At 48.7% G+C, this 24,202-nt stretch carries 29 protein-coding genes and 3 pseudogenes; 10 read left to right on the top strand and 22 right to left on the bottom strand.

Annotated features, from left to right (window positions below; all coding sequences use genetic code 11):
• Window positions 1-17 precede the first annotated feature (17 nt).
• The 9 genes from RW092_RS20660 to RW092_RS20700 all read right to left on the bottom strand — a co-directional run bounded on the left by RW092_RS20660 (window position 18) and on the right by RW092_RS20700 (window position 5,851).
• Window positions 18-1,049 (bottom strand): DUF3102 domain-containing protein, encoded by a 1,032-nt coding sequence (locus tag RW092_RS20660; protein WP_316011158.1) that lies wholly within the window; start codon window positions 1,047-1,049, stop codon window positions 18-20.
• The gene (locus tag RW092_RS20665) at window positions 1,046-2,596 is read right to left on the bottom strand and encodes a PcfJ domain-containing protein (RefSeq protein ID WP_316011159.1); all 1,551 of its coding nucleotides are present in this window, start codon (window positions 2,594-2,596) and stop codon (window positions 1,046-1,048) included. Before RW092_RS20665 ends, RW092_RS20660 begins: the two co-directional genes overlap by 4 nt.
• A gap of 10 nt (window positions 2,597-2,606) precedes the next feature.
• Entirely contained in the window at window positions 2,607-2,939 is a 333-nt protein-coding gene (locus RW092_RS20670; RefSeq protein ID WP_316011160.1) for a hypothetical protein, read from the bottom strand.
• A gap of 56 nt (window positions 2,940-2,995) precedes the next feature.
• Complete coding sequence (locus RW092_RS20675; RefSeq protein WP_316011161.1) at window positions 2,996-3,703, bottom strand: hypothetical protein; 708 nt, start codon at window positions 3,701-3,703, stop codon at window positions 2,996-2,998.
• A gap of 30 nt (window positions 3,704-3,733) precedes the next feature.
• Window positions 3,734-4,114 (bottom strand): replication terminator protein, encoded by a 381-nt coding sequence (locus RW092_RS20680; RefSeq protein WP_316011162.1) that lies wholly within the window; start codon window positions 4,112-4,114, stop codon window positions 3,734-3,736.
• A 108-nt stretch (window positions 4,115-4,222) separates the two neighbouring features.
• Window positions 4,223-4,579 carry a hypothetical protein gene (locus RW092_RS20685; RefSeq protein WP_316011163.1) on the bottom strand — a complete coding sequence of 119 codons (357 nt, stop codon included), beginning with the start codon at window positions 4,577-4,579 and terminating at the stop codon, window positions 4,223-4,225.
• 15 nt (window positions 4,580-4,594) lie between these two features.
• Entirely contained in the window at window positions 4,595-4,912 is a 318-nt protein-coding gene (locus RW092_RS20690) for a hypothetical protein (RefSeq protein ID WP_316011164.1), read from the bottom strand.
• Between the two features lie 12 nt (window positions 4,913-4,924).
• Window positions 4,925-5,440, bottom strand: a complete 516-nt coding sequence (locus RW092_RS20695; RefSeq protein ID WP_316011165.1) for a helix-turn-helix domain-containing protein — start codon at window positions 5,438-5,440, stop codon at window positions 4,925-4,927.
• Between the two features lie 162 nt (window positions 5,441-5,602).
• On the bottom strand, window positions 5,603-5,851 hold the full coding sequence (locus RW092_RS20700) for a hypothetical protein (RefSeq protein ID WP_316011166.1): 249 nt from the start codon (window positions 5,849-5,851) through the stop codon (window positions 5,603-5,605).
• A 91-nt stretch (window positions 5,852-5,942) separates the two neighbouring features.
• On the opposite strand from RW092_RS20700, the gene RW092_RS20705 reads away from it, so the two are divergent.
• A complete protein-coding gene (locus RW092_RS20705; RefSeq protein WP_316011167.1) occupies window positions 5,943-6,128 on the top strand; it encodes a hypothetical protein in 186 nt (61 codons plus the stop codon).
• Here the strand turns inward: RW092_RS20705 and RW092_RS20710 are convergent.
• Together RW092_RS20710 and RW092_RS20715 are read right to left on the bottom strand one after the other, a co-directional pair.
• Window positions 6,125-6,427 (bottom strand): hypothetical protein, encoded by a 303-nt coding sequence (locus RW092_RS20710; protein ID WP_316011168.1) that lies wholly within the window; start codon window positions 6,425-6,427, stop codon window positions 6,125-6,127. The genes RW092_RS20705 and RW092_RS20710 overlap by 4 nt on opposite strands.
• 23 nt (window positions 6,428-6,450) lie before the next feature.
• Window positions 6,451-6,702: a helix-turn-helix transcriptional regulator gene (locus tag RW092_RS20715; RefSeq protein WP_316011169.1), complete on the bottom strand. Its 252-nt coding sequence runs from the start codon at window positions 6,700-6,702 to the stop codon at window positions 6,451-6,453.
• A gap of 160 nt (window positions 6,703-6,862) precedes the next feature.
• Between RW092_RS20715 and RW092_RS20720 the strand changes: the two genes are divergently transcribed.
• From RW092_RS20720 to RW092_RS20740, 5 genes are all read left to right on the top strand, one after another.
• The gene (locus tag RW092_RS20720; protein ID WP_316011170.1) at window positions 6,863-7,264 is read left to right on the top strand and encodes a helix-turn-helix domain-containing protein; all 402 of its coding nucleotides are present in this window, start codon (window positions 6,863-6,865) and stop codon (window positions 7,262-7,264) included.
• 35 nt (window positions 7,265-7,299) lie between these two features.
• Entirely contained in the window at window positions 7,300-8,199 is a 900-nt protein-coding gene (locus tag RW092_RS20725) for a BRCT domain-containing protein (protein WP_316011171.1), read from the top strand.
• Window positions 8,200-8,223: 24 nt separating this feature from the next.
• On the top strand, window positions 8,224-8,535 hold the full coding sequence (locus RW092_RS20730) for a hypothetical protein (protein WP_316011172.1): 312 nt from the start codon (window positions 8,224-8,226) through the stop codon (window positions 8,533-8,535).
• Between the two features lie 79 nt (window positions 8,536-8,614).
• Window positions 8,615-9,247 carry an ImmA/IrrE family metallo-endopeptidase gene (locus tag RW092_RS20735; RefSeq protein ID WP_316011173.1) on the top strand — a complete coding sequence of 211 codons (633 nt, stop codon included), beginning with the start codon at window positions 8,615-8,617 and terminating at the stop codon, window positions 9,245-9,247.
• A gap of 92 nt (window positions 9,248-9,339) precedes the next feature.
• The gene (locus RW092_RS20740) at window positions 9,340-11,040 is read left to right on the top strand and encodes a recombinase family protein (RefSeq protein ID WP_316011174.1); all 1,701 of its coding nucleotides are present in this window, start codon (window positions 9,340-9,342) and stop codon (window positions 11,038-11,040) included.
• An 88-nt stretch (window positions 11,041-11,128) separates the two neighbouring features.
• On the opposite strand, the pseudogene RW092_RS20745 reads toward RW092_RS20740, so the two are convergent.
• The 7 genes and pseudogenes from RW092_RS20745 to RW092_RS20775 form a co-directional block, all read right to left on the bottom strand.
• Window positions 11,129-11,320, bottom strand: a pseudogene (locus tag RW092_RS20745) (manganese catalase family protein); the annotation flags it as partial.
• Window positions 11,321-11,371: 51 nt separating this feature from the next.
• Window positions 11,372-11,650 (bottom strand): spore coat protein CotJB, encoded by a 279-nt coding sequence (locus RW092_RS20750; RefSeq protein ID WP_016312893.1) that lies wholly within the window; start codon window positions 11,648-11,650, stop codon window positions 11,372-11,374.
• Window positions 11,651-11,654: 4 nt separating this feature from the next.
• On the bottom strand, window positions 11,655-11,873 hold the full coding sequence (locus RW092_RS20755; RefSeq protein ID WP_028538239.1) for a spore coat associated protein CotJA: 219 nt from the start codon (window positions 11,871-11,873) through the stop codon (window positions 11,655-11,657).
• A gap of 183 nt (window positions 11,874-12,056) precedes the next feature.
• Window positions 12,057-13,409 (bottom strand): hemolysin family protein, encoded by a 1,353-nt coding sequence (locus RW092_RS20760; RefSeq protein ID WP_410055561.1) that lies wholly within the window; start codon window positions 13,407-13,409, stop codon window positions 12,057-12,059.
• A 44-nt stretch (window positions 13,410-13,453) separates the two neighbouring features.
• Window positions 13,454-14,593, bottom strand: coding sequence for a radical SAM/CxCxxxxC motif protein YfkAB (gene yfkAB, locus RW092_RS20765; RefSeq protein WP_316011176.1), 1,140 nt, complete (start codon window positions 14,591-14,593; stop codon window positions 13,454-13,456).
• Between the two features lie 159 nt (window positions 14,594-14,752).
• On the bottom strand, window positions 14,753-15,580 hold the full coding sequence (locus RW092_RS20770; protein ID WP_316011177.1) for an undecaprenyl-diphosphate phosphatase: 828 nt from the start codon (window positions 15,578-15,580) through the stop codon (window positions 14,753-14,755).
• Window positions 15,581-15,616: 36 nt separating this feature from the next.
• On the bottom strand, window positions 15,617-17,050 hold the full coding sequence (locus tag RW092_RS20775) for a bifunctional metallophosphatase/5'-nucleotidase (protein ID WP_316011178.1): 1,434 nt from the start codon (window positions 17,048-17,050) through the stop codon (window positions 15,617-15,619).
• 136 nt (window positions 17,051-17,186) lie between these two features.
• Between RW092_RS20775 and RW092_RS20780 the strand changes: the two genes are divergently transcribed.
• The 3 genes from RW092_RS20780 (at window position 17,187) to RW092_RS20790 (ending at window position 19,534) form a co-directional block, all read left to right on the top strand.
• Window positions 17,187-17,939, top strand: a complete 753-nt coding sequence (locus RW092_RS20780) for a molybdenum cofactor biosynthesis protein (RefSeq protein WP_316011179.1) — start codon at window positions 17,187-17,189, stop codon at window positions 17,937-17,939.
• Between the two features lie 81 nt (window positions 17,940-18,020).
• Entirely contained in the window at window positions 18,021-19,052 is a 1,032-nt protein-coding gene (locus RW092_RS20785; protein ID WP_316011180.1) for an HD-GYP domain-containing protein, read from the top strand.
• Window positions 19,053-19,195: 143 nt separating this feature from the next.
• Window positions 19,196-19,534, top strand: coding sequence for a L,D-transpeptidase (locus RW092_RS20790; protein WP_085170202.1), 339 nt, complete (start codon window positions 19,196-19,198; stop codon window positions 19,532-19,534).
• A gap of 67 nt (window positions 19,535-19,601) precedes the next feature.
• Here the strand turns inward: RW092_RS20790 and sufB are convergent, their stop codons facing one another.
• The 3 genes and pseudogenes from sufB to RW092_RS20805 all read right to left on the bottom strand — a co-directional run.
• Entirely contained in the window at window positions 19,602-20,999 is a 1,398-nt protein-coding gene (gene sufB, locus RW092_RS20795; RefSeq protein WP_016312902.1) for a Fe-S cluster assembly protein SufB, read from the bottom strand.
• A 22-nt stretch (window positions 21,000-21,021) separates the two neighbouring features.
• Complete coding sequence (gene sufU, locus RW092_RS20800; protein ID WP_028538231.1) at window positions 21,022-21,444, bottom strand: Fe-S cluster assembly sulfur transfer protein SufU; 423 nt, start codon at window positions 21,442-21,444, stop codon at window positions 21,022-21,024.
• Window positions 21,444-21,800, bottom strand: a pseudogene (locus tag RW092_RS20805) (aminotransferase class V-fold PLP-dependent enzyme); the annotation flags it as partial. The gene sufU and the pseudogene RW092_RS20805, both read right to left, overlap by 1 nt.
• Here RW092_RS20805 and ptsP point away from each other — a divergent pair.
• A pseudogene (ptsP, locus tag RW092_RS20810) lies at window positions 21,793-22,995 on the top strand (phosphoenolpyruvate--protein phosphotransferase); the annotation flags it as partial. The pseudogenes RW092_RS20805 and ptsP overlap by 8 nt on opposite strands.
• Window positions 22,996-23,398: 403 nt before the next feature.
• On the opposite strand, the gene RW092_RS20815 reads toward ptsP, so the two are convergent.
• Window positions 23,399-23,926 carry a type 1 glutamine amidotransferase domain-containing protein gene (locus tag RW092_RS20815; protein ID WP_316011181.1) on the bottom strand — a complete coding sequence of 176 codons (528 nt, stop codon included), beginning with the start codon at window positions 23,924-23,926 and terminating at the stop codon, window positions 23,399-23,401.
• Between the last annotated feature and the right edge of the window lie 276 nt (window positions 23,927-24,202).

Consider the following 24,202-nt stretch of genomic DNA (forward strand, 5'->3'; position numbering starts at 1 on the left):
AATGTAAGAACATAACGTCACAGCTTAGCTTTCATCTCGTCGCATAGCGCGGCGATCCGCCCGGATATGGCCTTTTTCTGCTCTTCATTTTCGATGGTAGCAAGAGCTGCAGCCAATTCCTTGAAGGTACTGACCAACGAATCAAAATGAAACTTCACAGCAATTGCAGCTTTGTTGTTATTTTTTCTAAGCTCCTCTTCGAGCGCGGCCACCTGCTTTGCTGCTTCTTCCTCACGCTTACGAGCCTGATCAGCAAGCTCCTTTTCCCGGGCTTTCACCGCCTTCTCGACCTTGGCATTCAGTTCGTCTTCCTTCGCTTTCATTTCAGCCTCCAGTGCTGCGATCCGCTGTTGAGACTCAGATAGCGCCTTTTCCGCTTTGCGGAGTTCCGTTTTAGTTTTAGCATCTGGTTTACCTGTTCCCTTCTCAGCCTCAAGAACTGCGGCTTGGGCAGCTGCTAAATCCTCTTGCATTTTCTGCCGGAGCTCAAGTTCAGATCTATATTGAGCATATAATGCTTCTCGTTGCTCCTTCTCTTCCTCTCGGGCAAGCTGTTCCTGCTTAACACGCTCTCTTTCTTCCGCCAACAAGCGTTCAAGTTCCTGCTTCTCTTTAATCGCCGCCTGCAGTTCACGACTAGACATTTCTGCGACATTATTTTCCTCAGCAAATGTCTCCCGTTCCCCGGCCGGGACTGATAGCAAGGCAACCGCTTGGGTGTAGCTCAAATTTGCAAGCGCTTGGGAATTTGTGTTTTTATATTCTCTGGCTACGTTCATGAAATTGTTAGCCGTTGATTGGCTATAATTGACGTTATCCTTCAGCCAAGCTCCCCATTCGCCGTGCGCGACGAGCTCTTTCGCTTCATTTAGCTTTTCTCCGATTTCAATAGCGGATTGAAGCACATATTTCCGTGCCTGTTGGTCGATCGATCGGATCTCCGCGGCGATCACCTCAGGGGTACGGTTTGAAATTGCCTTCTCTCCAGGTGCTACTACGCTGGGGACTTGAACCGATTCAGTTTTCTTCGTTTTTTTAGCTGTTGTCATATCGCACCGACCTTTCTAAACGTTCGTTGTTTTGTTTTTGATTGCAATTTAGCTCTTTCGAATTTATTCACAAACTTTTGAACTTCTTCCGTCATAGCACAGTTCCTTAAGCCCCGAGTCTGCAAAATACAATCTCCTCGCAGTTCCATCGTAAAAAAAGGATCTGCCGGCTGGTCAACTCGTCGGATAAAAAATATGGCGGTCTTACCATTGGCATAATCGTCGGCATATCTCCCAACGCAGTGATTGAGCTTCTTCCCCTCCTGGATCAGTTCATATGTCGATTCGGCCGGGCGGATCATGAATCCCGAATGCTCGAAAAAATACTTTTTCAGTTCTTTTACTCTCTTCAGGATCTTTTTATCTAATAGTTCATTCGCTTTCATCACGAGCAATTTAGACGTGCGTTGATGAGCTTCATGCAGATCTTTAGGAAATAGATAGTAGTCGTTGCTCAGGTCATACTCCAGTTCCTCGCATTCTTTGATATAATCCTTCCAATCAATAAGAACTGAACGAAGGAACTTATAAGCTTTATTTTTATGCTCAAGTTGCCTTTGGACATAATTCATGATTTGTCTAAGGTTCGCATATTTCATTATGATTTTCAGCTCATCTGATAGGTACATGCTCGTGTCGAAGAAAGACACGATCTCTTTCATAGACGGGCCGTTTGAATCCCCACGCGAACATTGATATAAGTAAAGATGCAGAGGCTGTACTCTATCCACTATAGATCTCACTTCTTTAATATCCTGTGTGGAAAGTCTTAGAATCTGATTGATCCGTTTACCTCTCCAATTAATACATTTGTAAGTCTTTTTATCGAAAAGCTTGGCTTGAACAAAATGCTCAAATCCAAGCTTGGTTAAGTATTCTACTGCCGGATACTTGCTGTACAAGGCAAAGAACTTAACATAATCACATTGTGGTTGTGGATGTTGCTCCCATGTACTGTATTGAAATGGAGTCCCTTTTACAGCATTTCGTATGCTTTCGATAGAACAAAAATGATTGAAATAACCCGATTTCGATTCAACCGAATGAACCGTGGTGGATTTTATCCATCTATCATTCCACCAATGATTCTTGTGCATTACAGCGTACCCGGGATTTCCTGCTACAAACAGATATTTCGCTAATGGAATATACTTCGTTTTAACCTGTGTATAATCACCGGTATAATCTCGGCTTACTCTAAATGCCCGAGCAATGATGGCATGAGTAGGATCGATCTTTGACTTTTCGTAATAAACAACAAATCCGCTGTCATACAGATACTTGCGGCTTGTTCCATGATTCTTAACCACGCATTTGGAGCCACAATTTACACAAATTACAAGATCATTATGTTTGAAAGGCGCCGGCGTCCGATAACGTTTATTACAATGTGTGCAGTAACCAAATTGAACCCCTTTCTCACGTTTAATGAAGACATATCTGCTGGAGAGAAGAACTGTATTCGTCACATAATCCTTGATTTCCTGACTGATTGACCTTGGAAAATGCTTATTAAACTCTCGATATTCCTTCTCATTCTGCTTCACGCATATCACCTCATAACAGATCGTCAATCGACGATGTAGTTAATTCTGGTTGGATCGCGGTCGATGCAGGTTGACGAACAGGAACCCCGAAGTATTTCAGCACCACAGCATAACCTTCTTCATCAGACAGCACGCCGATCCCATTGGTTTGTCTTTTGCGAGCCTCCTCTTTCATAGCCGCCAAACTGCCCGTGATCGTCTTTCCATCGGCAACGATAAACACAGCGTGCTCCGGATGCTGCCTTACGTACTTGATCAAATAAGCCCCGACATGCGAGACATACACATCGCCTGCCTTCTCACCGATTTCCTTTTGAAGCTTCTGTAATGCTTGCTGTAACATTGTCATTCCTCCTTAAAGACCGGGAGGGGCGTTCCTCCCGGCCCGATTAAGTTATATTAAGCAATAATGACGATTTGACCGTTACTAATCTGCTCGTCCAACGCTTCGTCCAGGTAGATCTTAATTTCCTGAATGGCTCGCAACTTCCATTCGCCACCATCGGCTTCAAAAAGGGCAGCTGATGGCCCATCCTTCATCCGGAAGACAAACTCACTTTCCGGTTGTTCGATCTCAACGAAGGTTCGAAAGGGTTTCAGGCGTACCGGATTAGGAAGCTGCACATTTTCTACTGTTGCAACTCCGACTTTTGCAGTGACCTGCTGACTGGTACCGTTGTCACCGTAATTTACAACCTTCTCATCCTTTACGTTTCCAACAATAGAGAGCAGTTGACTGCGCACACCATTTTCTACAAAGCAACTTTGCAGCAGAACGTTAAAACTTTCGATGTCATAATATCCGCCGAAATTGATTGAAGGCGGTAATGCCTCGGCTTGAATAAGTACATTACGCTGAACATCCCGGTTAAATCCAGTAATTGCGCTGACGCGTGTCGGAGACTCGATATGAATCATGACAGGCAGCTTCTTGTCAAAATCGTTACGAAGGTAGTCCACCACCCCCGTAAGATTCCGTACAATTAATGTCGAAGCCGTCGGTTCTGAAACACGCCGTAACTCCCCATTCGTGTACACTTGATCACCGATATTAGTGGTATGAATGCCCGATAAGCTCAATATCTTCTCGATAGCTTCTTTGATCATCGATGAAACCTCCTATTCACTTTTCAAAGATCAGCGATACATGCCCACAACTTTGTTGCTCCCCACATTTTCGCCAGTTCCGTCCACAACATGGCCAGAATCATTAAAGGCAAGTTGATCCCGGTCGTTTCCAGTGGGAAGCTCCTTCATAACGGCCTTGCCTTCCTTGTCAAAATCGAATACGAACATAGTTGGTACCCCTTTTGCAGGGACAAGTGAAGACTTGACTTCGATTTCGGCCGCGCCCATCTGCCGGGTTTCGTTCGGCTTAATTTTAATGCTTATCGTGAGTGTGCGAACGGCATCCGCCTTCGTATTCGGGTCCATGATGTTCTCGGCCACCTTTTGCAGCTCCCGATTGATTCGCTCCGCCATCGCTCCACCCGCCAACTTCTCGATATCCACGTTCAAGTTGATCACCTCCTTTCCCGTGAGGAGGGTGATTTCCTCTGCTTGGGACGCTCTAGAATCTCAACGACTTCTTGTTCAAAAACGGGTAGCATGGAGCCATCCTCTAACTTAAGTCGAAGGAAAGAACGGGCGATCCCCCAAGTCTCCGCAACCTCTCCTGTTGCGCCGGAGCTTGTCCGCACGATATCGCCCTTGAATATGACCAAATCGTCCAGCCCCCTTACGTGAGCGTGCAAAATGTGATATGATATTTACGAGAATTTTTAATAATGCCTGCGATCTTCCGGGGCCTATTCCGGGAGATCGCTTTTTTTCTGCCGTTTTTCCCTCAAGTTCCTCCTGAAGATCGCTGATCTCCTTGTCCAACCAATCATTAGCCGCATCCAGCGTGATGCCGCTGTTACGAAATCGAATTAAGTCCTGCATATGACTAAAAGTGCGCCAGTTTTGCAGATTCAAATCCATAGTGATTCCTCCCTTCTATCCCATGAATCGCAACCGAATGGCTTTCAGCGCGATTTCGCGATTATTGGAGTCCAGGTAGTCCATATCCGACAAATTGCAAGAATACTCCTCATTGAAGAGATGGAGCGCAAGCCGGAGCATGAATTTTTCCGAGCGACTCCACGCTCTTGATGTACGAACTAATCCTGATGTATTTATCGTGCGGGTTTCAAAATCAATATGAGACGCAACATAGCGTTGAAGCTTAGGATTGTTCAGAAAAATGTGAAGAGTCCCTCTCCAATATCGATCCTGTTGCAGTTCGCGCGGTATTAACTTCATAACTGCGTTCATCTCGTATTCCTCCTAGTTAATATATTTTTTAGCCCGTAGCTCGGATCGATGTTCTCTCCAGATCCCGATGTACGAGAAACAATACTCTTTACACAGAACGGAAACATAATGCATCAGGGCGGTAATCGCCTCCACGCTCTCCATGATGGCCGTTTTAATCTTGGCCAGATCAGATTGGTTCAGTTGCTCCCTGGTCTTTGTGATCGGAGCGTGGTGAAGAGCCTCCTTTGCTTCCCCAATCTCTTCCAACACTTTTAAATGAACACTCGAACGATGGAGGTCAACATTATTCAGCCATGGTACCGTGGCCCCTCCTGTTACCTCGCCGGCAGCAGCGATGTAAAGTCGACCATCATCGTAGTGGTCTATCGTGCTTTGCATGACCTCTTTTGATGGTTTACGGGTACCCTTGATTACCTTGCCAACGGTCGATGCGTCAACATGAGCTATTTTCGCCACATCAGATCGACTGTCCCCTGTGCGTCGAAGCACATCTGCTAATGCCGGACCAAATTGTCCGATTGCCATCGAAAAATCACCTCATTTGTCCATTTTTCAGATTGTTTTCGGACAAGAGACCGCTGTAAGATGAAGTTGTAAGTTATTTCCTCCCCAATACATCCCCTGCCCGATGAAGTCAGTACTGCTTGGTCGGGCTCAAATCTGCCCCATCTTGTCTATGATGGAAAGCTATATAGATCCTCCCTGCTCCTGGATTTTTCGGACGATTTTCCAACCAGCTTCGTGAAAATCTCTTAGGACACGCTCTTTCTCCTCGGGGGTCTTTGCAAAAAAGTTCGAGCCGATGTGAACCGTTGAACCACCTATCTTATATGTCTTGACGATTACAGGATCGATCGGTATCTTGCTTCTGCCTTTGGTCATCGCTGCATCCCTCCCGGGATTATGTGTATGCTCCGATTGTTGTGGGACAGCCATAGAAATTCTCACCTCCTTTCCAGACTTTTCCTCCTAAACCTGATAAAATGTGATTGTCCAGATCATATTTTCGGGAAGGGAGGTGCCTGTCTTGGGACTCATTAATCATTCAAATAGTGAAATTGCTCTTCAGATCGCCGTAGCTGCCATAAATAAGGTGAACTATGATTCAAGCGAACTTAGCGAAGAAACGAAGGTTCAAGTTGATTACTTAGTAGAGCTAGGGGTTCATGCTTACTATCAAGCTCTGAAAGAGTTAGACCGCCAGCTTCCTTAACCTTTATTTGCTTGATAGCGTCGATTCTTGAAATCAATTACATCAGCCGTTTTGACGATCGAACTTACTAGATCAACAATCTTCGCGGATAAGTTCACCTTTAAGTTCGCGTCTGTAATGCTACTCTGAATGGAAATCAGCATGGCTAATTGATTTTCCAGCACTTCCATAACGTCAACTGAGGTCGTCTTTGGCGCGGCGGCCTCAATCTTCTTAGAATCACTCATGAATACTTCCTCCTTCAGATGAAATCCGCTCTTTCCGACTCGCCGATCTCGCTGATGTAACAGCGTGGACATTGCTCCACCTATCCCACCTCCCCTCATGCCGTGTCCTTTTCGGAAGATACCGGCTGCTTATTATTTGGTAACTTTTTGTTGCTTGTTGATTCAAAAAAAATAGTCCAATTGACGTTCAGTATTTCCCCTAAACGTTGAGCAACTTTCACACTAGGATCACGTTGTCCGTTCTCGATCATTCCATAATACTGACGGGTAATTTTTGCTTTCTCAGCGACATCCTCATGACTCATATTAAAGGACTCACGGGCAGTTACAAGCCAAGATCGAACCATCACCACCACCTCCGTATGCAATTTTTTGTTACCCTCAACCTCTATTATAAGCAACTTATAGTTGCTGTCAACACTCTAAAGAAACTTTTTGTTACTTTTTGTTTCAGGAAACAATCTGTTTCGTTATAATAATCATAAATGATCTTAGGAGGATACCGTCTTGCTCGCACAGCGTTTGCTTTACCTTAGACAACAAAAGAAGAAAACTCAAGCAGAAATGGCAAACTTATTAGGAATTACGAGACAAGCATACGGTTACTACGAAAAGGGAGAGCGAGAACCCGATACTGAGTCTTTAAATAAGCTCGCAGATTTCTTCGATGTTTCTGTAGACTACCTTCTCGGCCGAACTGACAAACCCAGAGCATTAGAACGAGTTAATGATTTCGACGAGAAGGAACAAGCCGAATTTGAAGCTTTCATAAACAATCCCGAATACGGTCTTTTCTTTAGAGATTACCTCAGTGCTCCGGAAGAACGACGTAGAGAAATGTGGGAGATTTGGCGGGTATTAAGGGAGAGCGAGAAAGGGCGTAAACCAGGCCAGCGACAAGGAGAATAGAGCAAATCCCCCAGCCGATGGGGAACTGAAGTGAGATGTTGAAAGTGGAAGAAATGTCTTATGCAAAATTCATGAGCAAAGCTAATTTTGAGAAGGCTTTAAACTCCCTAATTGGGATTATTCAGGGTATCAGTGCTGATGCTCGGATAAATAGTCGCGAGATTGAGGAGTTGCAAAATTGGTGCTTGCTACAGAGCGATTTCCAACATCTTTATCCTTTCAAGGAGATCATTCCTCTTGTAAAGGAATCCGTTCTGGATGGGATATTGACCCAAGACGAAATTGATGACATCTCATGGCTTTGCAATAATTACTTACAAACTAATCACTATTATGACGTAGTGACATCAGACTTTCACACCCTTCATGGCATTTTATACGGAATTATTACTGACGGAACAATTAATTACAAAGAATTAGAATATCTCAAAGAATGGCTGGATGATCACGATCATCTTGAAACCATGTTTCCCTATGATGAAGTGTATTCCCTTTTGCATACTGTAATGAAAGACGGGAAGCTGGATTCAGATGAAGAACGATTACTGAAAGCCTTTTTTGCCGATTTCGTAGATACATCATCTTCGTATAATATTAATGCTACTGAAATTCAGCAACTTAAGAAGGAAATGAACATCAGCGGTATTTGTGCGTTGGGGCCAAACATTGAATTTGAAGGCAAAATGTTCTGCTTCACCGGCGTATCAAATCGAATGAAGCGCTCTGAAATTGAAGAAATCATTTTGTCTCGGGGCGGTCTTTTTAATAACAGCGTAACAAAAAAGACCAATTATCTAATCGTAGGAGCTGCTGGCAATCCTTGTTGGGCATTTTCTTGCTATGGCCGAAAAATTGAACAGGCTATCAACTTACGCAAACAAGGAACGAATATAGTTATTGCTAATGAATTGGATTTTTGGGATGCTATTGGGTAATAGATCTCCAAGGAGGATAATTTTGTGAGCGACCAAATACTTAATCAAATACTTGACAAGCTAAACGAAATGAACTCTCGGATAGGCAGTATCGAATCCGGACAAGCTGAGCTCCAGCATATCATTAGAGCCATCCGAGATCGCCAGGAAGAGAGCGACGCCAAACTGGAAGCCCTATCAATGGATGTCCACCGACTCAACGGGACAGTAGAAGCGATTAAAGAGGACCTCTCAGAACTCAAAGAGGGACAACAGCGTCAAGACAAGATACTTGAATCTCTGGCAGTGCGCTCTTTGGAGCAGGAGACTGATATTCGCCGTCTTAAGGCAAATTAACTTTTTTACCCCAAGCCGGAAACGGCTTTTCTTTTCACCCCAAAACCGAACATACATTCCCTTACTGGAGGTATTCACCATGTTCAGTCATTATCAAATGACCATTTTGGAAGAGTTTTTAGAATCAACCTACGCCGCTGCTGGAATCATCTATCCGCACCAAATCTCAGTTGAAGAACTGTCTTTACGCCTCAATGTGTGGGTTCATTATCGTCCTATCGGCAGCAGGGCATTGGAAGCTACCAGTGGGATGTATAGCATGTTCCTGGACGAGCGTCTTCCCCCAAATCAGCAACGCTTAGATTTCCTGCATGAGCTTTGTCACCTGCTCCGACATGCCGGCAACCAGATGGTCTTGCCAGAAACCTTTACTCAGATGCAGGAGAATGAGGCGGAACATTTTGTTTTGTACGCTGCCATGCCCTTCTCGATGATTTCCCGACTAGAGGTTCCTGATCGACTTGGGCAGGCTAAATTATTTCTGGCAGAGACATTCGGGGTTCCCATTGAACTTGCTGAGCAGCGCCTTGATCAATTACAACGACGCACGCTGCAGGGAATCTGGAATGAGGTGGTTAATGGCCAATTTCGAGAAAATCGAATGAAGAAACCTTTATGGTCACCGGAAACCAACAAAATATTAAAACAATTGAACCGCCAGTTAATAGCCAAGGGGTTGCCTGGTTATCAAGATAAAGGGCTGCTTCAATAACATCACCAAGCATATGTTTTATATTGGAGGATGAAATCCAGGCTGAGATCCTCAATGCAAATACCTGGATTGAAATCTAGAAAGGAGTATCTATGAGTGGATTGAAAATGATTGCCTTGGTTGCCCAGAAACTTATGCGTGCACCTGATACTGGATCTATGATTGGCAGCAGTAACCAAAGTAAGCAATATTGTATGTATTTACGTAAATCTCGTGCCGACCTCGACAGCGAATCACGCGACGAAGGCGACATACTTGCACGGCACGAACGCCATCTAATGGCCGTTGCACATAAGATGGGAATTCATATTCCTGAATCTGCAATATACCGTGAAGTTGTCTCTGGAGAGACGATCGATGATCGCCCTGTAGTACAAGAACTAATTCAAGATGTCGAGGATGGGAAATGGGCAGGCGTCTTTGTAATGGAAGTGGAACGTTTAGCTCGGGGAGATACATCTGATCAGGGGTTGATCGCCAGCACCTTCAAGTATTCATCTACGAAAATTATCACTCCTAATAAAACATATGATCCAAATGATGAATTTGACGAGGAGTATTTTGAATTTGGGTTGTTCATGTCTCGACGGGAATATAAGACGATTAATCGTCGGCAGCAGCGAGGTCGCAAGGATGCTGTTAAAGAAGGTAAATTCCCTGGTAACAAAGCTCCGTATGGATATGTACGAAAAAAGCTTGAAAAGGAAAAAGGATATACTCTCGAGCCACATCCAGATCAAGCTCCAATCGTCAAGCTAATCTTTGATATGTATGTTAATCAGAACGTTGGATCAGGAATGATCGCCAACTATTTAAAGAAGACTGGAGTCCCTACAGCCCTCGGTAGTGTATGGGAGGTTCAAACGGTAACAAGTATTTTAAAGAATCCGATCTATTACGGGCTAGTAACTTGGGGACGTAGATCCCAAGTAAAAGCCCGACATAAGGGGGTTACTATTAAGTCACGGCCGAGAACTCCGAGGGATAAGTGGGTCGTTGGCGAAGGTCGTCATGAACCGTTGGTGACAAAAGAGATGTGGGATCGAGCTCAAGAGATCATGGCAAGCCATAGAAACCACACCGGTCCTAGAGGGGTTATAGCTAGCTCACTGGCCGGTATCGTCAAATGCAAACTATGTGGTAAGGCGATGGTAAGAAGAACATATACGAGGAATCAGGCACCAACTTTAATCTGCACCACCAGAGGTTGCAATAATATCAGTTCATCCTATGAACTCGTTGAAGCTAGGATTATCGATGGATTGAGAGACTGGATTGAAGAATACAAAGCCCAATGGGGCGAGTCTGCGCAGAGTCATAAAAACCGTATGAATGACAAGATGTTGCTTGCTGCCAAAGAATCTGTAATGAGATCAGCCGAGAAAAACGTTGATCGATTGAATGTACAAGCGGATAATCTTGATGATTTACTCGAGCAGGGAGTATACACCAAAGAAAAGTACATCGAAAGAGCGAATAGGTTGAGAGGACGGATAGAAGAAGCAGAAGCGGCCTATGCTGAGGCAAAGAAAGAATATGAGCTTGAGCTACAGCGGCAACAGGCAAAAATCGATATCATACCGAAAGTGGAGCATGTCCTTGATGTTTACCCATGCACAGACGATGTAGAGCTTAAGAATGAGTTGCTCAAATCGGTTATCGAGGTTTGTACTTACATAAAGACCGTACGGGGCCACTGGTCTAAGCCTGACACCTTAGAACAATTCGAAGTTACAATATATCCTAAACTCCCAAAGCATAGTCATCAAAATCCCAAGCGCTTGGGAATATAGCCGAAAGACAAACACAGCACTGTCAGGCCAGGTGCTGAAAAGCCCGTCAGTGCTGTGTTTTTTGTGAACGATAATAGAATGGTACAGATTCCTCCGTCCCGATGTCATTCAAGAGTCCAATCACCTTGTCGGGGATCGTATATCTCTGATTTAGATAACGCAGCGCTGCTGCCAGCTCCCCATCAGCACCGCCGTATTGCTCGATCAGCAGTTTGGCCATCCGCGGATCGCATTTGCTGACGCGTACCGGGTATTGCAGCTTTTTCTCATACACCCACATATCGCCTGTTTAACCTCCTTTAGCTTCCCGTCACAGATGGAAGGCAGGTTGCTACACCTGCCAAGGCCAAGGGCTTTTCGACCATTCCCACGGGAATTTCGAATATGCGCGCCCGAAGTTTTGCAGCGGGCCGTACAACTGTTGAAAATGATTTGCGTGCTGCGTCCGCTCTTGGGTCAGCTGATTAAACTGCTGGATCGCGGCCAGATCATCCGGATGCGTATCCAGATACAAATTCAGCTCTACCAGTGCGAAGTCCAGCGCTTGCAGCTTCTCAAGCTTCTCGTAATACTCCTGATCGAACGGTTGGTTGTTCGGATTTGTCGACATGGGCTCACCGTCCTTTTCCCCATTTGGATTCATAAGGGCTGTACAAAGCTGGCCACAACGTTCCGTGCTTTAAGGCGTCCATCGGGCTAAACTGCGGCAAATTCGGAGGTTGGAAGTGGATAAACAGCTGCGGAGGGGTGCTGTAGGTTTTTTGCGTGATCGGCGGACACGGATCGAATGGGCCAATATACGGGGTCCACACACGTTCTTGAGGATGGTTCAAAGAAACTTCCTCCTTACTTCAAGCATTGGTCATGCAGGCAAGCCACCAAATTTTCCCTGCATCCTACCTATAACATATGACAATCGCCCAAATAATGAACCGAAATAGACGTATTTTTACAAAAAAAATCACGCTGCCCCTGAACCCAGAGACAGCGTGATGCCGGATGAAGCTTGTCCGGCTTTATTCCTCTTCGATTTCCTCTTCCGGCTCCTCGACAACGAGGCGGATGACCTTCACGCGCGTGATGCGCAATCGGCTGGCTTCCTCAACCTCGAATAAGAAGCGGTCAACCTGTTTTCTTTTGCCTTTGGCCGGGGTGCCTTCCAACTCCTTAAACAACCAGCCACCGATGGAGTCCACTTCCTCGTCTTCAATGTCGCTGCCGACCAGTTCATTGACTTCTTCGATCAACAAGCGGCCGTCCACCGAATAGACATCATCCGTTATTTTCTCGATATCCGGACGTTCATCCTCGAACTCGTCATGGAGATCGCCAACGATCTCCTCGAGAATTTCTTCTGCCGTCAGCAGGCCGGCTGTTCCGCCGTATTCATCGACGACCAGCGTGACCTGAGAATGCTTCTTCTGCATCAAGCGAAGCACCTGGCTGATTTCCATCGACTCCGGCACGTTCAGGATCGGGCGAACCATCTCCTCCAAACGAAGCGGCTTCTCCGAATCGGGCAGCAGCAGGTCGGTAATATGTACGAACCCGATGATCTGATCCTTATCCTCGACGGCAACCGGATAACGGGAGTGCTTCGTGTTGGCTACGATTTTCATATTATCTTCCCAGCTCAAATTCGTGTACAAGCAATCCATATCCGTCCGCGGCAGCATGACCTCACGGGCCAGCATGTCGGAGAAGTCGAAAATATTGTCCACCAGCTTCATTTCATCTTTATCGATGACGCCGCTTTTGGCGCTTTGATCCATGAGAATGCGAATTTCTTCCTCGGAATGCGCCGCCTCGCTCTCACTGGCCGGTTCAATTCCAATCAACCGAAGCGCACCGTTCGCCGCCGTATTCAGCAGCCAGATCACAGGAAGGAAAATGCGATAAAACATCAACAACGGCCAAGACAGCCATAGGGACGTTGCTTCCGACTTTTGGATCGCCAGCGATTTTGGTGCCAGCTCCCCCATGACAATATGTAAAAACGTAATGATCGCAAAACCGACCGCTACCGAGACCGTGGAGATCAAGGTAGGATCGGTTGCGCCCATCTTATGCATCAGCGGTTCAATTAACAGCTCAGACACTGCGGGTTCTCCGACCCACCCGAGACCCAGCGATGCCAGCGTGATGCCAAGCTGTGTTGCCGACAAGTAAGTGTCAAGCCGTTTATTGACCTTCAGCGCGTAGTTCGCCCGGCGGTTGCCCTCCCGGGCCAATTGGGTCAGCCGGGATTGGCGAACCTTCACGAGCGAAAATTCAGCAGCCACAAAGAATCCGTTTAAGAAGACGAGAATCAGGACGATCAGTAAGTTCCATATTAGCTTGCCGATTTCAAAATTGGTATGAGCATCGATGGCTACCGGCATGTCATACGCCTCTTTTCTAGTTTAGTTCTACCTTATAGCGCAGCCGCTTTGCGCGATTTGAAATCAATGTCTTGATAATACATATCCGCGACCAAGAGATTCGGACCGCAGCAGTCGGCCGCATCGCAGTGGCAGTTGACTTTCTGATTTAATGGATGCTCTGTCAGCCAACGGCTGAAGATCTCATCCAGCTTCCCTTCCCGCACATTCCCAAAGGCTGGGATGGCGGCAAAATCCGTTACAAACACATCCCCGGTGAACATATTCACATTTACGCGGTTACGTCCATCCGGATCATTGCGAACAGTCACGTTAGGCTCTTTCCGCAGTCTGCGTAGCAACGCCAAGTCTTCCTCATTCCCGTTACAAGCAAAGAAGGGCAGCGTTCCGAACAGCATCCATATGTCCGGATCCCGAGCGTCCAGCAACGAGTGGATCGCCGCTCGCATCTCGCTTAACGCGAGCACCGGCAACCCTTCAGCAAAATCGGCCGCATACATCGGATGGACCTCATGTCTTTGGCAGCCCATTTCTACAATCATACGATGAATCTCCGGAAGCTTGCGGTGCGTTCGATAGTTAATCATCGATTCGGCCGACACGAACATGCCCGCATCGCTTAATTTGCGTGTGTTCTCAATCATCGTCTCGTACATTTTATAAGCGACCTCCGGCTTAACCGGGTGCCCGCTGCGGGCGAATCCGATCTCATGGAAATCGCGTTCGCTTGTATAGTTAAACGAGATGTGCATCACGTCCAAATAAGGAAGCAACTTCTCGTAACGTTCATAGTCTAAGGTCAGATTGGAATTGATTTGCGAACGAATCCCGCGCTCCTTGGCATATTTCAGGATCGGGATCATTTTCTCCTCCACGGTTTGGCGCCGAAATGTCGGCTCGCCGCCCGTGATGCTGATCGTCTGTAAATGCTCAACTTCGTCTAACGCCTTCAGAATCAGCGGCAGCGGAAGCTGCTCAGGTTCCTTCAGGACGAGACTGTCACCAACCGCGCAGTGCTCGCAACGCATATTACATAGATTTGTGACCGTCAGCTCAACGCTGGTTAAGGCATGCCGCCCGAACTCCCGCAGGGACAAAATCGGATCCCACGGATCATAACTCGGGCTGATCGGCCGAGTGCCTTCATTTATCGCTATCGTCTGTTTTCTCATTCTCCACTACCACCATTCTAATCCGTCCGCTCCCGCAATCCGACTGGAGAGCGAAAGCGGACATATCTACTGTGCAAGAAGACGTTTCTCCCGTCCTCATTATAAATCTTTTTCCTGGATTTCATTCCAGCTTGAAATATCGTCGGTCTTTGAACAGAATTAACGCATAATAAAGATCCAGAACAAGGCCGCCAAAATAAACCGATAATAAGCAAAATGGCGAAGCTGTACCTTTTGGATGAGTTTTAAGAACGCCAGTACAACCACATAGGCCACCACAAAAGCAATCACAAAACCGATCAAGAAATACCCGATCGTTTCAGATGTTAAATAGCGGTATGAATCCAGCATTTCGTAAGCGGACACTGCACACATGATTGGGATCGCAATAAAGAACGAGAAGTCCGCAGCCGCCTTGTAGCTGGCACCGCTCAGCATGCCGCCGGCGATCGTGGATCCAGACCGGGAGAAGCCGGGCCAGAGCACGGAAATACATTGATACAACCCGATCAGCAGCGCTTGCTTGTAGGTCAGCTGATCCATTTCTTGCGCGGTAACCACCGCTTTGTTCTTATTAAACCATTCGGCAAAGATCATGAATATGCCGCCAACAACCAGCGCCCACAATACCGTCTGCGAGCTGAACAGGCTTTTGATAAAATCGCGGAAGAAAAAGCCGACCACCAACGCTGGCGCAATCCCCAGCAGAACATGGATCAAGTTCAGACGGCCTTTTGGGGCGTTTAGGTCCACAACCGTTATTTTTTTGCTTAAGCCCAGAAGATTTAAAATCCGTTCCCGGTAGACCCAGGCCATGGCCAAGATCGCACCCAACTGAATAACGATTTCAAAGGTTTTCATTTCCGGCGACTGATCATCGTACCCCATCAGCTTGGCAGTTAAGATCATATGTCCCGTTGACGAGACCGGAATAAACTCGGTTAAACCTTCGACAATGGCTAAAATAATCGAGACAATAAAACTCATTCGTTCCTCCTGATCGAGTGTGACTTCGCGCTATAGCTATTCTACTTTTTTCCAACGGGATTGAAAACAGTTATCCACTGCACCGGCCGTCTGCAGCTCAAAGCGGAGCAAATCGCGCAAAAATTCAGGGAGCATATAACGCTTCTCCGTACCTCGCTTTAATCGTTCATAGCCGACGCCAAAGGTGAACATATCCAGCGTGCCTACGAGATACGTCTGGTCGCTCCGCAATGGCTTGCCCGCAACGCTTGCCCGGATGATCCGTTCGAAGGGAGGAGCGTCAGGGTTGTATTCGATCTCCAATCCGTCAACGCAAATGCCGCCAAGCACCTTCCCGCGAAAGCCAAATCCCATAATGAATTTGCCCATCTTCTCCTCAAGCAGCGATTCCTCCAGACTCGCCAAAATATCTTCGCCGGACAGTCGCATCGTACATGGGTTAATCGGCGAAGGGCACCGTTCATGCAGCATTCCTTCGCTGATCTCTCCAGCTGGCAGGTTGGCGAGCAGCTGACCGCTGTTCACCAGCGAGAATTCGCTGCCGGTATGGCGGCGCACAGCTTGAGCCAGCAGATTGCCAAACGGCGATTCCGCCTTATAAGACACCGGCAATTCGCGATCCGTCACCGCAACCGTGCGATTCAAACGGAGCTTGGCTGCTTCTCGCTGCAGGGCGATGGCCGTCTCTACCTGCTCCAGCTTCGGCCCTTCCCCGACAGGCAGGCAAATGCCGTCCATCGATAAACGGCCGGTTCCGGCCTCCCGGTGAACAACAACCTTACCTAAGTAGTTGCCGAACTTCCCGGCAGCCGTGATCACCGTCGATCCGATACGCAGCGGCTCCTCCAGCAGATGATGGGTATGACCGCCGATAATCAGGTCGATGCCCGGAACCGTCTCAGCCAGCTGCCGATCCATCGGCAGGCCTAAATGGGACATCACGATAACCAGATCGACCTCATCGCGCAGCTGACTTACATCCCTGGCGATCGTGTCCAACGGATTCAGGGATTCCAGGCCCAGCAGCTCATAAAACTCGGCAAACGCAGCTGTCGCAGCCACCAGCCCGATCTTAAACCCCTGCTTGCGTATAATGAGACGGTTCTGCATCCACGCCGGGGGCTGCCCTGTCCGCATCTCGATGATATTGCCGCATACGACAGAACTATGCAGGCCAGCGTAAGCCTGGCCCAACATTTCCGGCGTAAAGGTCAGCCCTTCATTATTGCCGATCGTTACCGCATCGTATCCCGTTAGGTTCAACACGTCCACGTTGGCCTGTCCTAAAGTCCCTTCCGTTTCGAGCGCCGCCCGGTCCATATGGTCGCCGATATCGAGAAGGAGCGTAGAAGCCGGCGCCTCGGCACGCAACTCATCAATCATCGCCGCGATGCGCCCCATCGTTTCAAAATGGCTGTGAATATCGTTGGTGTAGAGTATCGTTAACGTTTCCTGGTTCATCTCCGACATAAGCACTACCTCCTTGCCCTCTCAATCTATTCGGCTTATTCTAAATTTTAGAGTTCAATGTGTATTATATACCTTAAAATTGATCGTTGTCTTGTTATAATGTATATTACTAACAAACCATTCCGAGGAGACTCCTATGAATATTCAAATTGCTCTTTTTGCCGGGTTGGCGGACCGGATCGGTACGTCAACCTTAAGCTTTGTATATCCTTATCCAGAACGTCCAATTACGGCAGCCTCATTAAAGGAAGCGTTGGCTGAGGCTTACCCTTCGGCAGTTGCATTGATCTCCGCCTCCTTCGTTGCGGTCAATCAAGAGTACGCTGCAGGGGATACCCCCATCCATGCGGAGGACGAGATCGCGCTGATCCCGCCGGTATCCGGCGGCGAATCAAGTTCAGGTGATGCTTCTGACGCAGCAGAGGATCAACTCTACAACATCACGGAAGAACCGCTGTCCGTGGAGGAGATTACGGCGAAGGTCATCAGTCCCGACCATGGCGCCGTTCTCACATTCACCGGGACTACCCGGGAATGGACACAAGGTCAACGTACCGTACATCTCGAATACGAAGCGTATGTGCCGATGGCCCTAGCCAAGCTGCGTCAAATCGGTGATGAGATCGCAGAGCGCTGGCCAGGAACTCGCTGTGCTATCAGCCACCGGATCGGTCGCGTGGATATCGCGGAAATCAGCGTTGTCATCGCCGTATCCGCTCCGCACCGGGCCGGATGCTATGATGCCAGCCGTTACGCTATTGAACGCCTTAAACAGATTGTCCCGATCTGGAAGAAGGAAATCTGGGAAGACGGTTCCGAATGGAAGGGCCACGGTCTTGGTCCTTGGGACCCTCGTGTACCGGGAGAACACCTCCTTTCGGGCGATTGACAACCTTACAAATTCGTTGTCATGCCAGTTGTTTCCTGATATGATTAAGAAAAACAGGAAGATTACGAGGTGTCATCGTCTTTGAAAGTACATATTATGGATCTCAGTCCAGGTGACCGTCTTCAAAATGACGTATTTAATCATTTCGGTGTTTTTGTTTTGCAGAAAGGCTGTGAACTCAGTAATGATTCCATCGTGAAGCTCATGCAGCACGGGATCGACTACGTGGATATCGAACCACAAACCTTAGACGCCGAATTCCCTTCGGATCCAGCATTCCGAGCCAAGCCGGTTTTAGATGAGGCCGTTGACGGTTTCGAGGAACTGTTTCTGGAAGCGCTAACGAACGGGACGATCGACGAAGCGAAAGTCGACAAGCTGTTAGAGCCGATGATCTCAGAACTGGATAACCAGAAGGACGTCGTCTCTTTATTGCTGATGATTGGTGACGGTGACAATTATACTTACCATCATTCCATGCAAGTCGGCATGCTCAGTTATTATATCGCCTCCTGGTTAGGGTATCCTAAGGAAGAAGCCTACAAGGCTGGGAAAGCCGGCTACTTGATCGATATCGGCAAGAGCAAGGTCCCACAGATCATTTTATCCAAGCCCGGCAAGCTGACGCCGGAGGATTTCGAAGAAGTGAAGCGTCATTCCGAATACGGTCATGACATTATTCTCAATTCTACCGGAGACGAGCTTTCGGCCTTGGTGGCGCTGCAGCATCACGAACGGGAGGACGGCAGCGGTTATCCGCATGGCTTAACAAGCAAGGATATCCATCCGTTCGCCAAGATCGCCGCGGTTGCCGACGTGTATTCGGCGATGACCTCCAACCGAGTCTATCGCTCGAAGCAAGAGCTGCTGTCCGTGCTGCGCGAGTTGAACAGCCTCAGCTTCGGCCAGCTGAGCCCGGAGCCTACACAAGCATTAATCCGTCATTTGTTACCGAACTTCATCGGCAAGAAAGTGATGCTGAGCACCGGCGAAATTGGTTCCATCGTGATGACGAACCAAACCGACTTCTTCCGGCCGCTCGTCAAAACGGATTCCCGATTTATCGACTTGTCCAAAGAACGCGAAACCTCAATCGCAGAAGTCTATCTCTAATACGCTTTTTCTCCCGGGCCTGCATAGGTTTCCGGGTTTTATTTTACCCAGAATTCTTGAATCAGGAACGCTTACGCATTCGCCCAATCCACTCTTGCCTACCCGTCATACATTAGCAATAAAACAACGGGAGGCGCGCTCACATGCCCAATTACCGCATTATCGTAGATTTATCGGATCGTATGCTGTATCTGCTCGATAACGACATCGTCGTTCGTGGCTTTCCGGTAGGGATCGGAAAAATGCTTACGCAAACCCCAGTAGGAACGTTTGCGATCGTCAACAAAGCCCCCAATCCCGGCGGGCCGTTTGGCGCCTATTGGATGGGCTTGTCCAAGCCCCATTACGGGATCCACGGCACTGATGATCCTTCCTCCATCGGCAAAGAGGTTTCACACGGGTGTATCCGAATGTATAACCCGGACGTCATCGAGCTAGCCCGGATCGTGCCGATCGGAACCAGCGTCACGATCCGTCAGTAAAGCCCAACCACGCAAAAAAAAGGAGAAGTCCCGCTCAGGGGCTTCTCCTTTCGTTTGGCCTAAACTTTTAACCGATCGAGCCTTCCATCTCAAATTTGATCAAGCGGTTCATCTCTACTGCATATTCCATCGGCAGCTCTTTCGTGAACGGCTCGATAAAGCCCATAACGATCATTTGCGTTGCTTCTTCTTCGGTCAGACCGCGGCTCATCAGATAGAAGAGCTGCTCTTCCGACACTTTCGATACGGTCGCCTCATGCTCCAGCGTGATGTTGTCGTTCATAATCTCGTTGTACGGGATCGTATCCGACGTCGACTCGTTATCGAGAATCAGCGTATCGCACTTGATGTTCGATTTCGCGCCTTCCGCTTGACGGCCGAAGGAAGCGAGACCGCGGTAAGTTACCTTGCCGCCATGTTTGGAAATCGACTTCGACACGATCGTCGATGTGGTATCCGGCGCCAAGTGGATCATTTTCGCACCGGCATCCTGCAATTGACCTTTGCCGGCAACGGCGATGGACAGCACGCTGCCTTTCGCGCCGCGGCCTTTCAAGATAACTGCCGGGTACTTCATCGTCAGCTTCGAACCGATATTGCCGTCAACCCATTCCATCGTAGCATTCTCTTCGGCTACCGCACGTTTAGTAACCAGGTTATAGATGTTTGGTGCCCAGTTCTGGATCGTCGTGTAGCGAACACGAGCGTCCTTCTTCACGATGATTTCCACGACCGCGCTATGCAGCGAGTTCGTGCTGTAGATCGGCGCCGTGCAGCCTTCGGTGTAGTGTACAAAGCTGCCTTCATCGGCGATGATCAACGTACGTTCGAACTGACCCATGTTCTCGGAGTTGATCCGGAAATATGCCTGAAGCGGCACTTCACATTTCACACCTGGCGGCACGTAAATGAAGCTGCCCCCGGACCATACGGCGCTGTTCAGAGCTGCAAACTTGTTGTCCGCAGCAGGAACTACCGTCCCGAAATACTCTTTGAACAGTTCCGGATACTCACGCAATGCGGAATCTGTATCCATGAAGATAACCCCTTGATCTTCAAGGTCCTTCTGAATGCTGTGGTATACGACCTCCGACTCGTATTGCGCGGAGACACCGGCCAGGAACTTCTGCTCGGCTTCTGGAATCCCCAGCTTATCAAACGTTTCTTTGATTTCAGCCGGAACTTCTTCCCATGTCTTGCCTTGTTTCTCAGATGGCTTCACGTAGTATTGAATATCGTCAAAATCGAGCTCGCTCAAGTCACCGCCCCAACGCGGCAACGCCATTTTCTCGAATTGCTCCAGCGATTTCAGGCGGAAGTTAAGCATCCACTCCGGCTCGCCTTTGATCCGGGAGATTTCCGTTACGATTTCACGGGTCAAGCCTTTACCCGATTGAAAGATCGCCTTGTGTTCATCCCGGAAACCGTATTTATACTCTTCTAATTCCGGTGCTTTCTTGGCCATGTTCGGCTACCTCCTCAGGGGATTAGTTTTCCGCTTGGATTCCTTTTTTCAGCGCATTCCAAGCTAATGTAGCGCATTTGATGCGGGCAGGAAATTTCCTAACGCCGGATAAGGCCTCGAGATCTTCATAGTCGTCAAACTCCACCGTCTCTCCCATCATCAGCCGGGAAAAACGTCCAGCAAGCTCCATTGCATCATCAATCGTCCGACCTTTGACGGCCTCCGTCATCATCGATGCCGACGACATGCTGATGGAGCAGCCTTCCCCGGTAAAGCGGGCGTCCTTGACGACGTCTCCTTCCACAATCAACTGTAAGGAAATGCGGTCGCCGCAAGTCGGATTGTTCAGATCAACCGTCAGCGCGCCTTCCTCAAACTTCCCGCGGTTCCGCGGATTTTTATAATGATCCATAATGACACGGCGGTATAAGTCGTCTAGTTGCATCATCCAAAATACTCCTTTGTTTGGATTAAAGCTTCCGCCAGTCGGTCGATATCCTGTTCCGTATTATATAAATACAGACTCGCTCTAGCCGTTGCACTGGCTTCAAGCCAACGCATCAGCGGCTGGCAGCAGTGATGTCCGGCCCGGATGGCGATGCCGGAAGCGTCAAGCACGGTCGCAACGTCATGCGGATGAATGTCCAGCAGGTTGAAGGTAATCAGTCCCACTTCGCGCTCGCGCGGTCCATAAAGAGTCAACCCTTCAATCTCAGACAGGCGGTTCATCGCATAAGTGGCAAGCTTGGCCTCGTGACGGTGTATTTCCTCAAGTCCGATGGCTTCAAGGAAATCGATGGCCGGCGGGAAAACGTCGCACTCGGCGATCATGGCGCGGGCACTGGGCATTCCGCTGGTATCGGGGCTTGAGAACAAGCTGACCGAGCCGTTGCAAACGGGCGATCTGCTAGTCATCGACGGCGACGAAGGATACGTATATCTGAATCCGGAGCCGGAGATCATCGCCCGGTATACAGAGCTGGCGGAGAAGCAACGCCGCCGCAAAGAACAGCTGCAGCTGCTGGCTGCCGTGGAAGCGGTCACCAAGGATGGCGTACGCATGCGGCTCGCCGGCAATATCAGCTCCGTGAAAGACTTGGAGCTGGCGTTAAAGCACGGCGCGGAAGGCGTGGGCTTGTTTCGTACAGAATTTTTATATATGGACCGGTCCACTTTTCCTGGGGAAGATGAGCAATTTGAGGTGTACCGGCAGGTTGCGGAGAAGGCTGGGCCGCATTCGGTTACGATTCGGACGCTGGACATTGGCGGCGACAAGCAGCTGGAATATTTCGAGCTGCAGGAAGAGGAGAACCCCGTGCTGGGCTATCGCGGAATTCGTATCAGTTTGGACAGCCGGGAGTTGTTTCAAACCCAGCTTGCTGCGATTTTACGCGCCAGCGCTTATGGGAAGATGAAAATCCTGTATCCGATGATCTCCTCGCTGGAGGAAATCCGTGCGGCGAATGCGATCCTGGAGGAAGCCAAGCAGGATTTGACCCGGAGGGGAATCGCCTACGATCCCGATATTCAAGTTGGCATTATGATTGAAATTCCGGCCGCGGCGGCGATTGCCGATCTGCTGGCCCAAGAGGTGGACTTCTTCAGCATCGGCACCAACGATCTGGTACAGTATGTGCTTGCCGTTGACCGGATGAACGAGCAGATCGCTCACATGTATCATCCGTTCCATCCAGCCGTCTTGCGACTGCTGCGTCAAACGGTGCAAGCGGCTAAGGATGCCGGCATCACCGTAAGTGTCTGCGGTGAAATGGCCGGGGACGAGAAGGCGGTGCCGTTATGGCTGTATCTTGGCGTCACCGATCTGAGCATGTCGCCGCAGGCGCTGCTGCGGGTGAAGCACCGCATCTTGAACTCCGATTCGCGGGAGAGCAAGGAAGTGGGCGCGGCTTGCTACCGCTTACCGACCAGCAATCAGGTTGAAGCCGAACTGGTCCGCTATGCACACGAGCTGGAGCAAGAGCGTTTGAGCAAATAAAACAGGCCGTCCTTCCGGGTCAGCATGGACATCGGGGACGGCCTTGTTTTGTTATGTTGCGGCTTGGGGGCGCATGCAGATGGCGAATGGATCCCTCGCTAACTCCACGTTCGCTCCGTGCCTTCCTGAGTTGAGATGTAAAAGTGCAGTTGAGTTTTGTCGAACTCGCCTCAATCGGCTAGTTGAAATGCAAAAGTACAGTTAACTTTGGGGGAATCGGTCCGATAGCGGACTTTTCATTCGATCTGAACTGCACTTTTGCATTTATAACCCGAATTTCGGGATGTTCAGAGGATTTAAACTGTACTTTTACATTTGGTGAAAGCAGGAAGCACACGTCACAATCCCGCTATTCCGCCGCGGCTACACACACATCTCAGCACTTATACTACCTCATGCACCATTACCCCCGGTTCGCCACCGCATCCCCGAACGCTTTGCCGTAAGCCGGCAGGTCCGGCGGGCGGCGGGCCGAGATGATGTGCCCGTCCACGACAACGGGCTCGTCCACCCAAATCGCGCCTGCGTTCTGCATATCGTCGCGGATCCCTGGCGTAGACGTAACGGTCACGCCTTTCAGGATCCCTGCGGAGATGAGTACCCAACCGGCGTGGCAGATTTGCCCGATCGGCTTCTTCGCTTGGTGCAGCTCGCGAACGAGCTGAAGCACCTTATCGTATCGGCGAAGCTTGTCTGGCGCCCAGCCGCCGGGGACAAGAATGCCGTCATACGCGTTGGCATCGATTTCCTCGAAGGCAAATTCCGCTTCAGCGGGGACCCCGTATTTGCCAATGTATTTTTTGCCTTTCACCGGACCGGCCAAATGCACCTCCGCTCCCTCTTCGCGAACGCGGTAGACCGGGTACCATAGCTCCAAATCTTCAAACTCCTCATCGACTAAAGCAACGATCTTTTTACCATTTAATCTCAAATCCAACTCCTCCTGTCTTTTATGGCACTTGACGAAAATTCGAATCAATATTTTAATTGTATCAAAAATGATGACTCTTACTATGCCTGGCTCTTTCTGAAACCTTTCCAAATATGGAAATTTAAAGTATCTTTTGCTAACGGAAGGAGATTCTTGCGGGCGAGTCGAATAAGAACAATATTCTAAATTAAAACGTCTATCGATGTGCACGCGGTGTGTACGTTCTAAGTCACGAGTTGAGTGGAGCGGCAGTGAAATCGTTTTGCCATCTAAGGC

The sequence above is a fragment of the Paenibacillus sp. 3LSP genome, from assembly GCF_032465655.1.
Lineage (GTDB): Bacteria > Bacillota > Bacilli > Paenibacillales > Paenibacillaceae > Fontibacillus > Fontibacillus barengoltzii.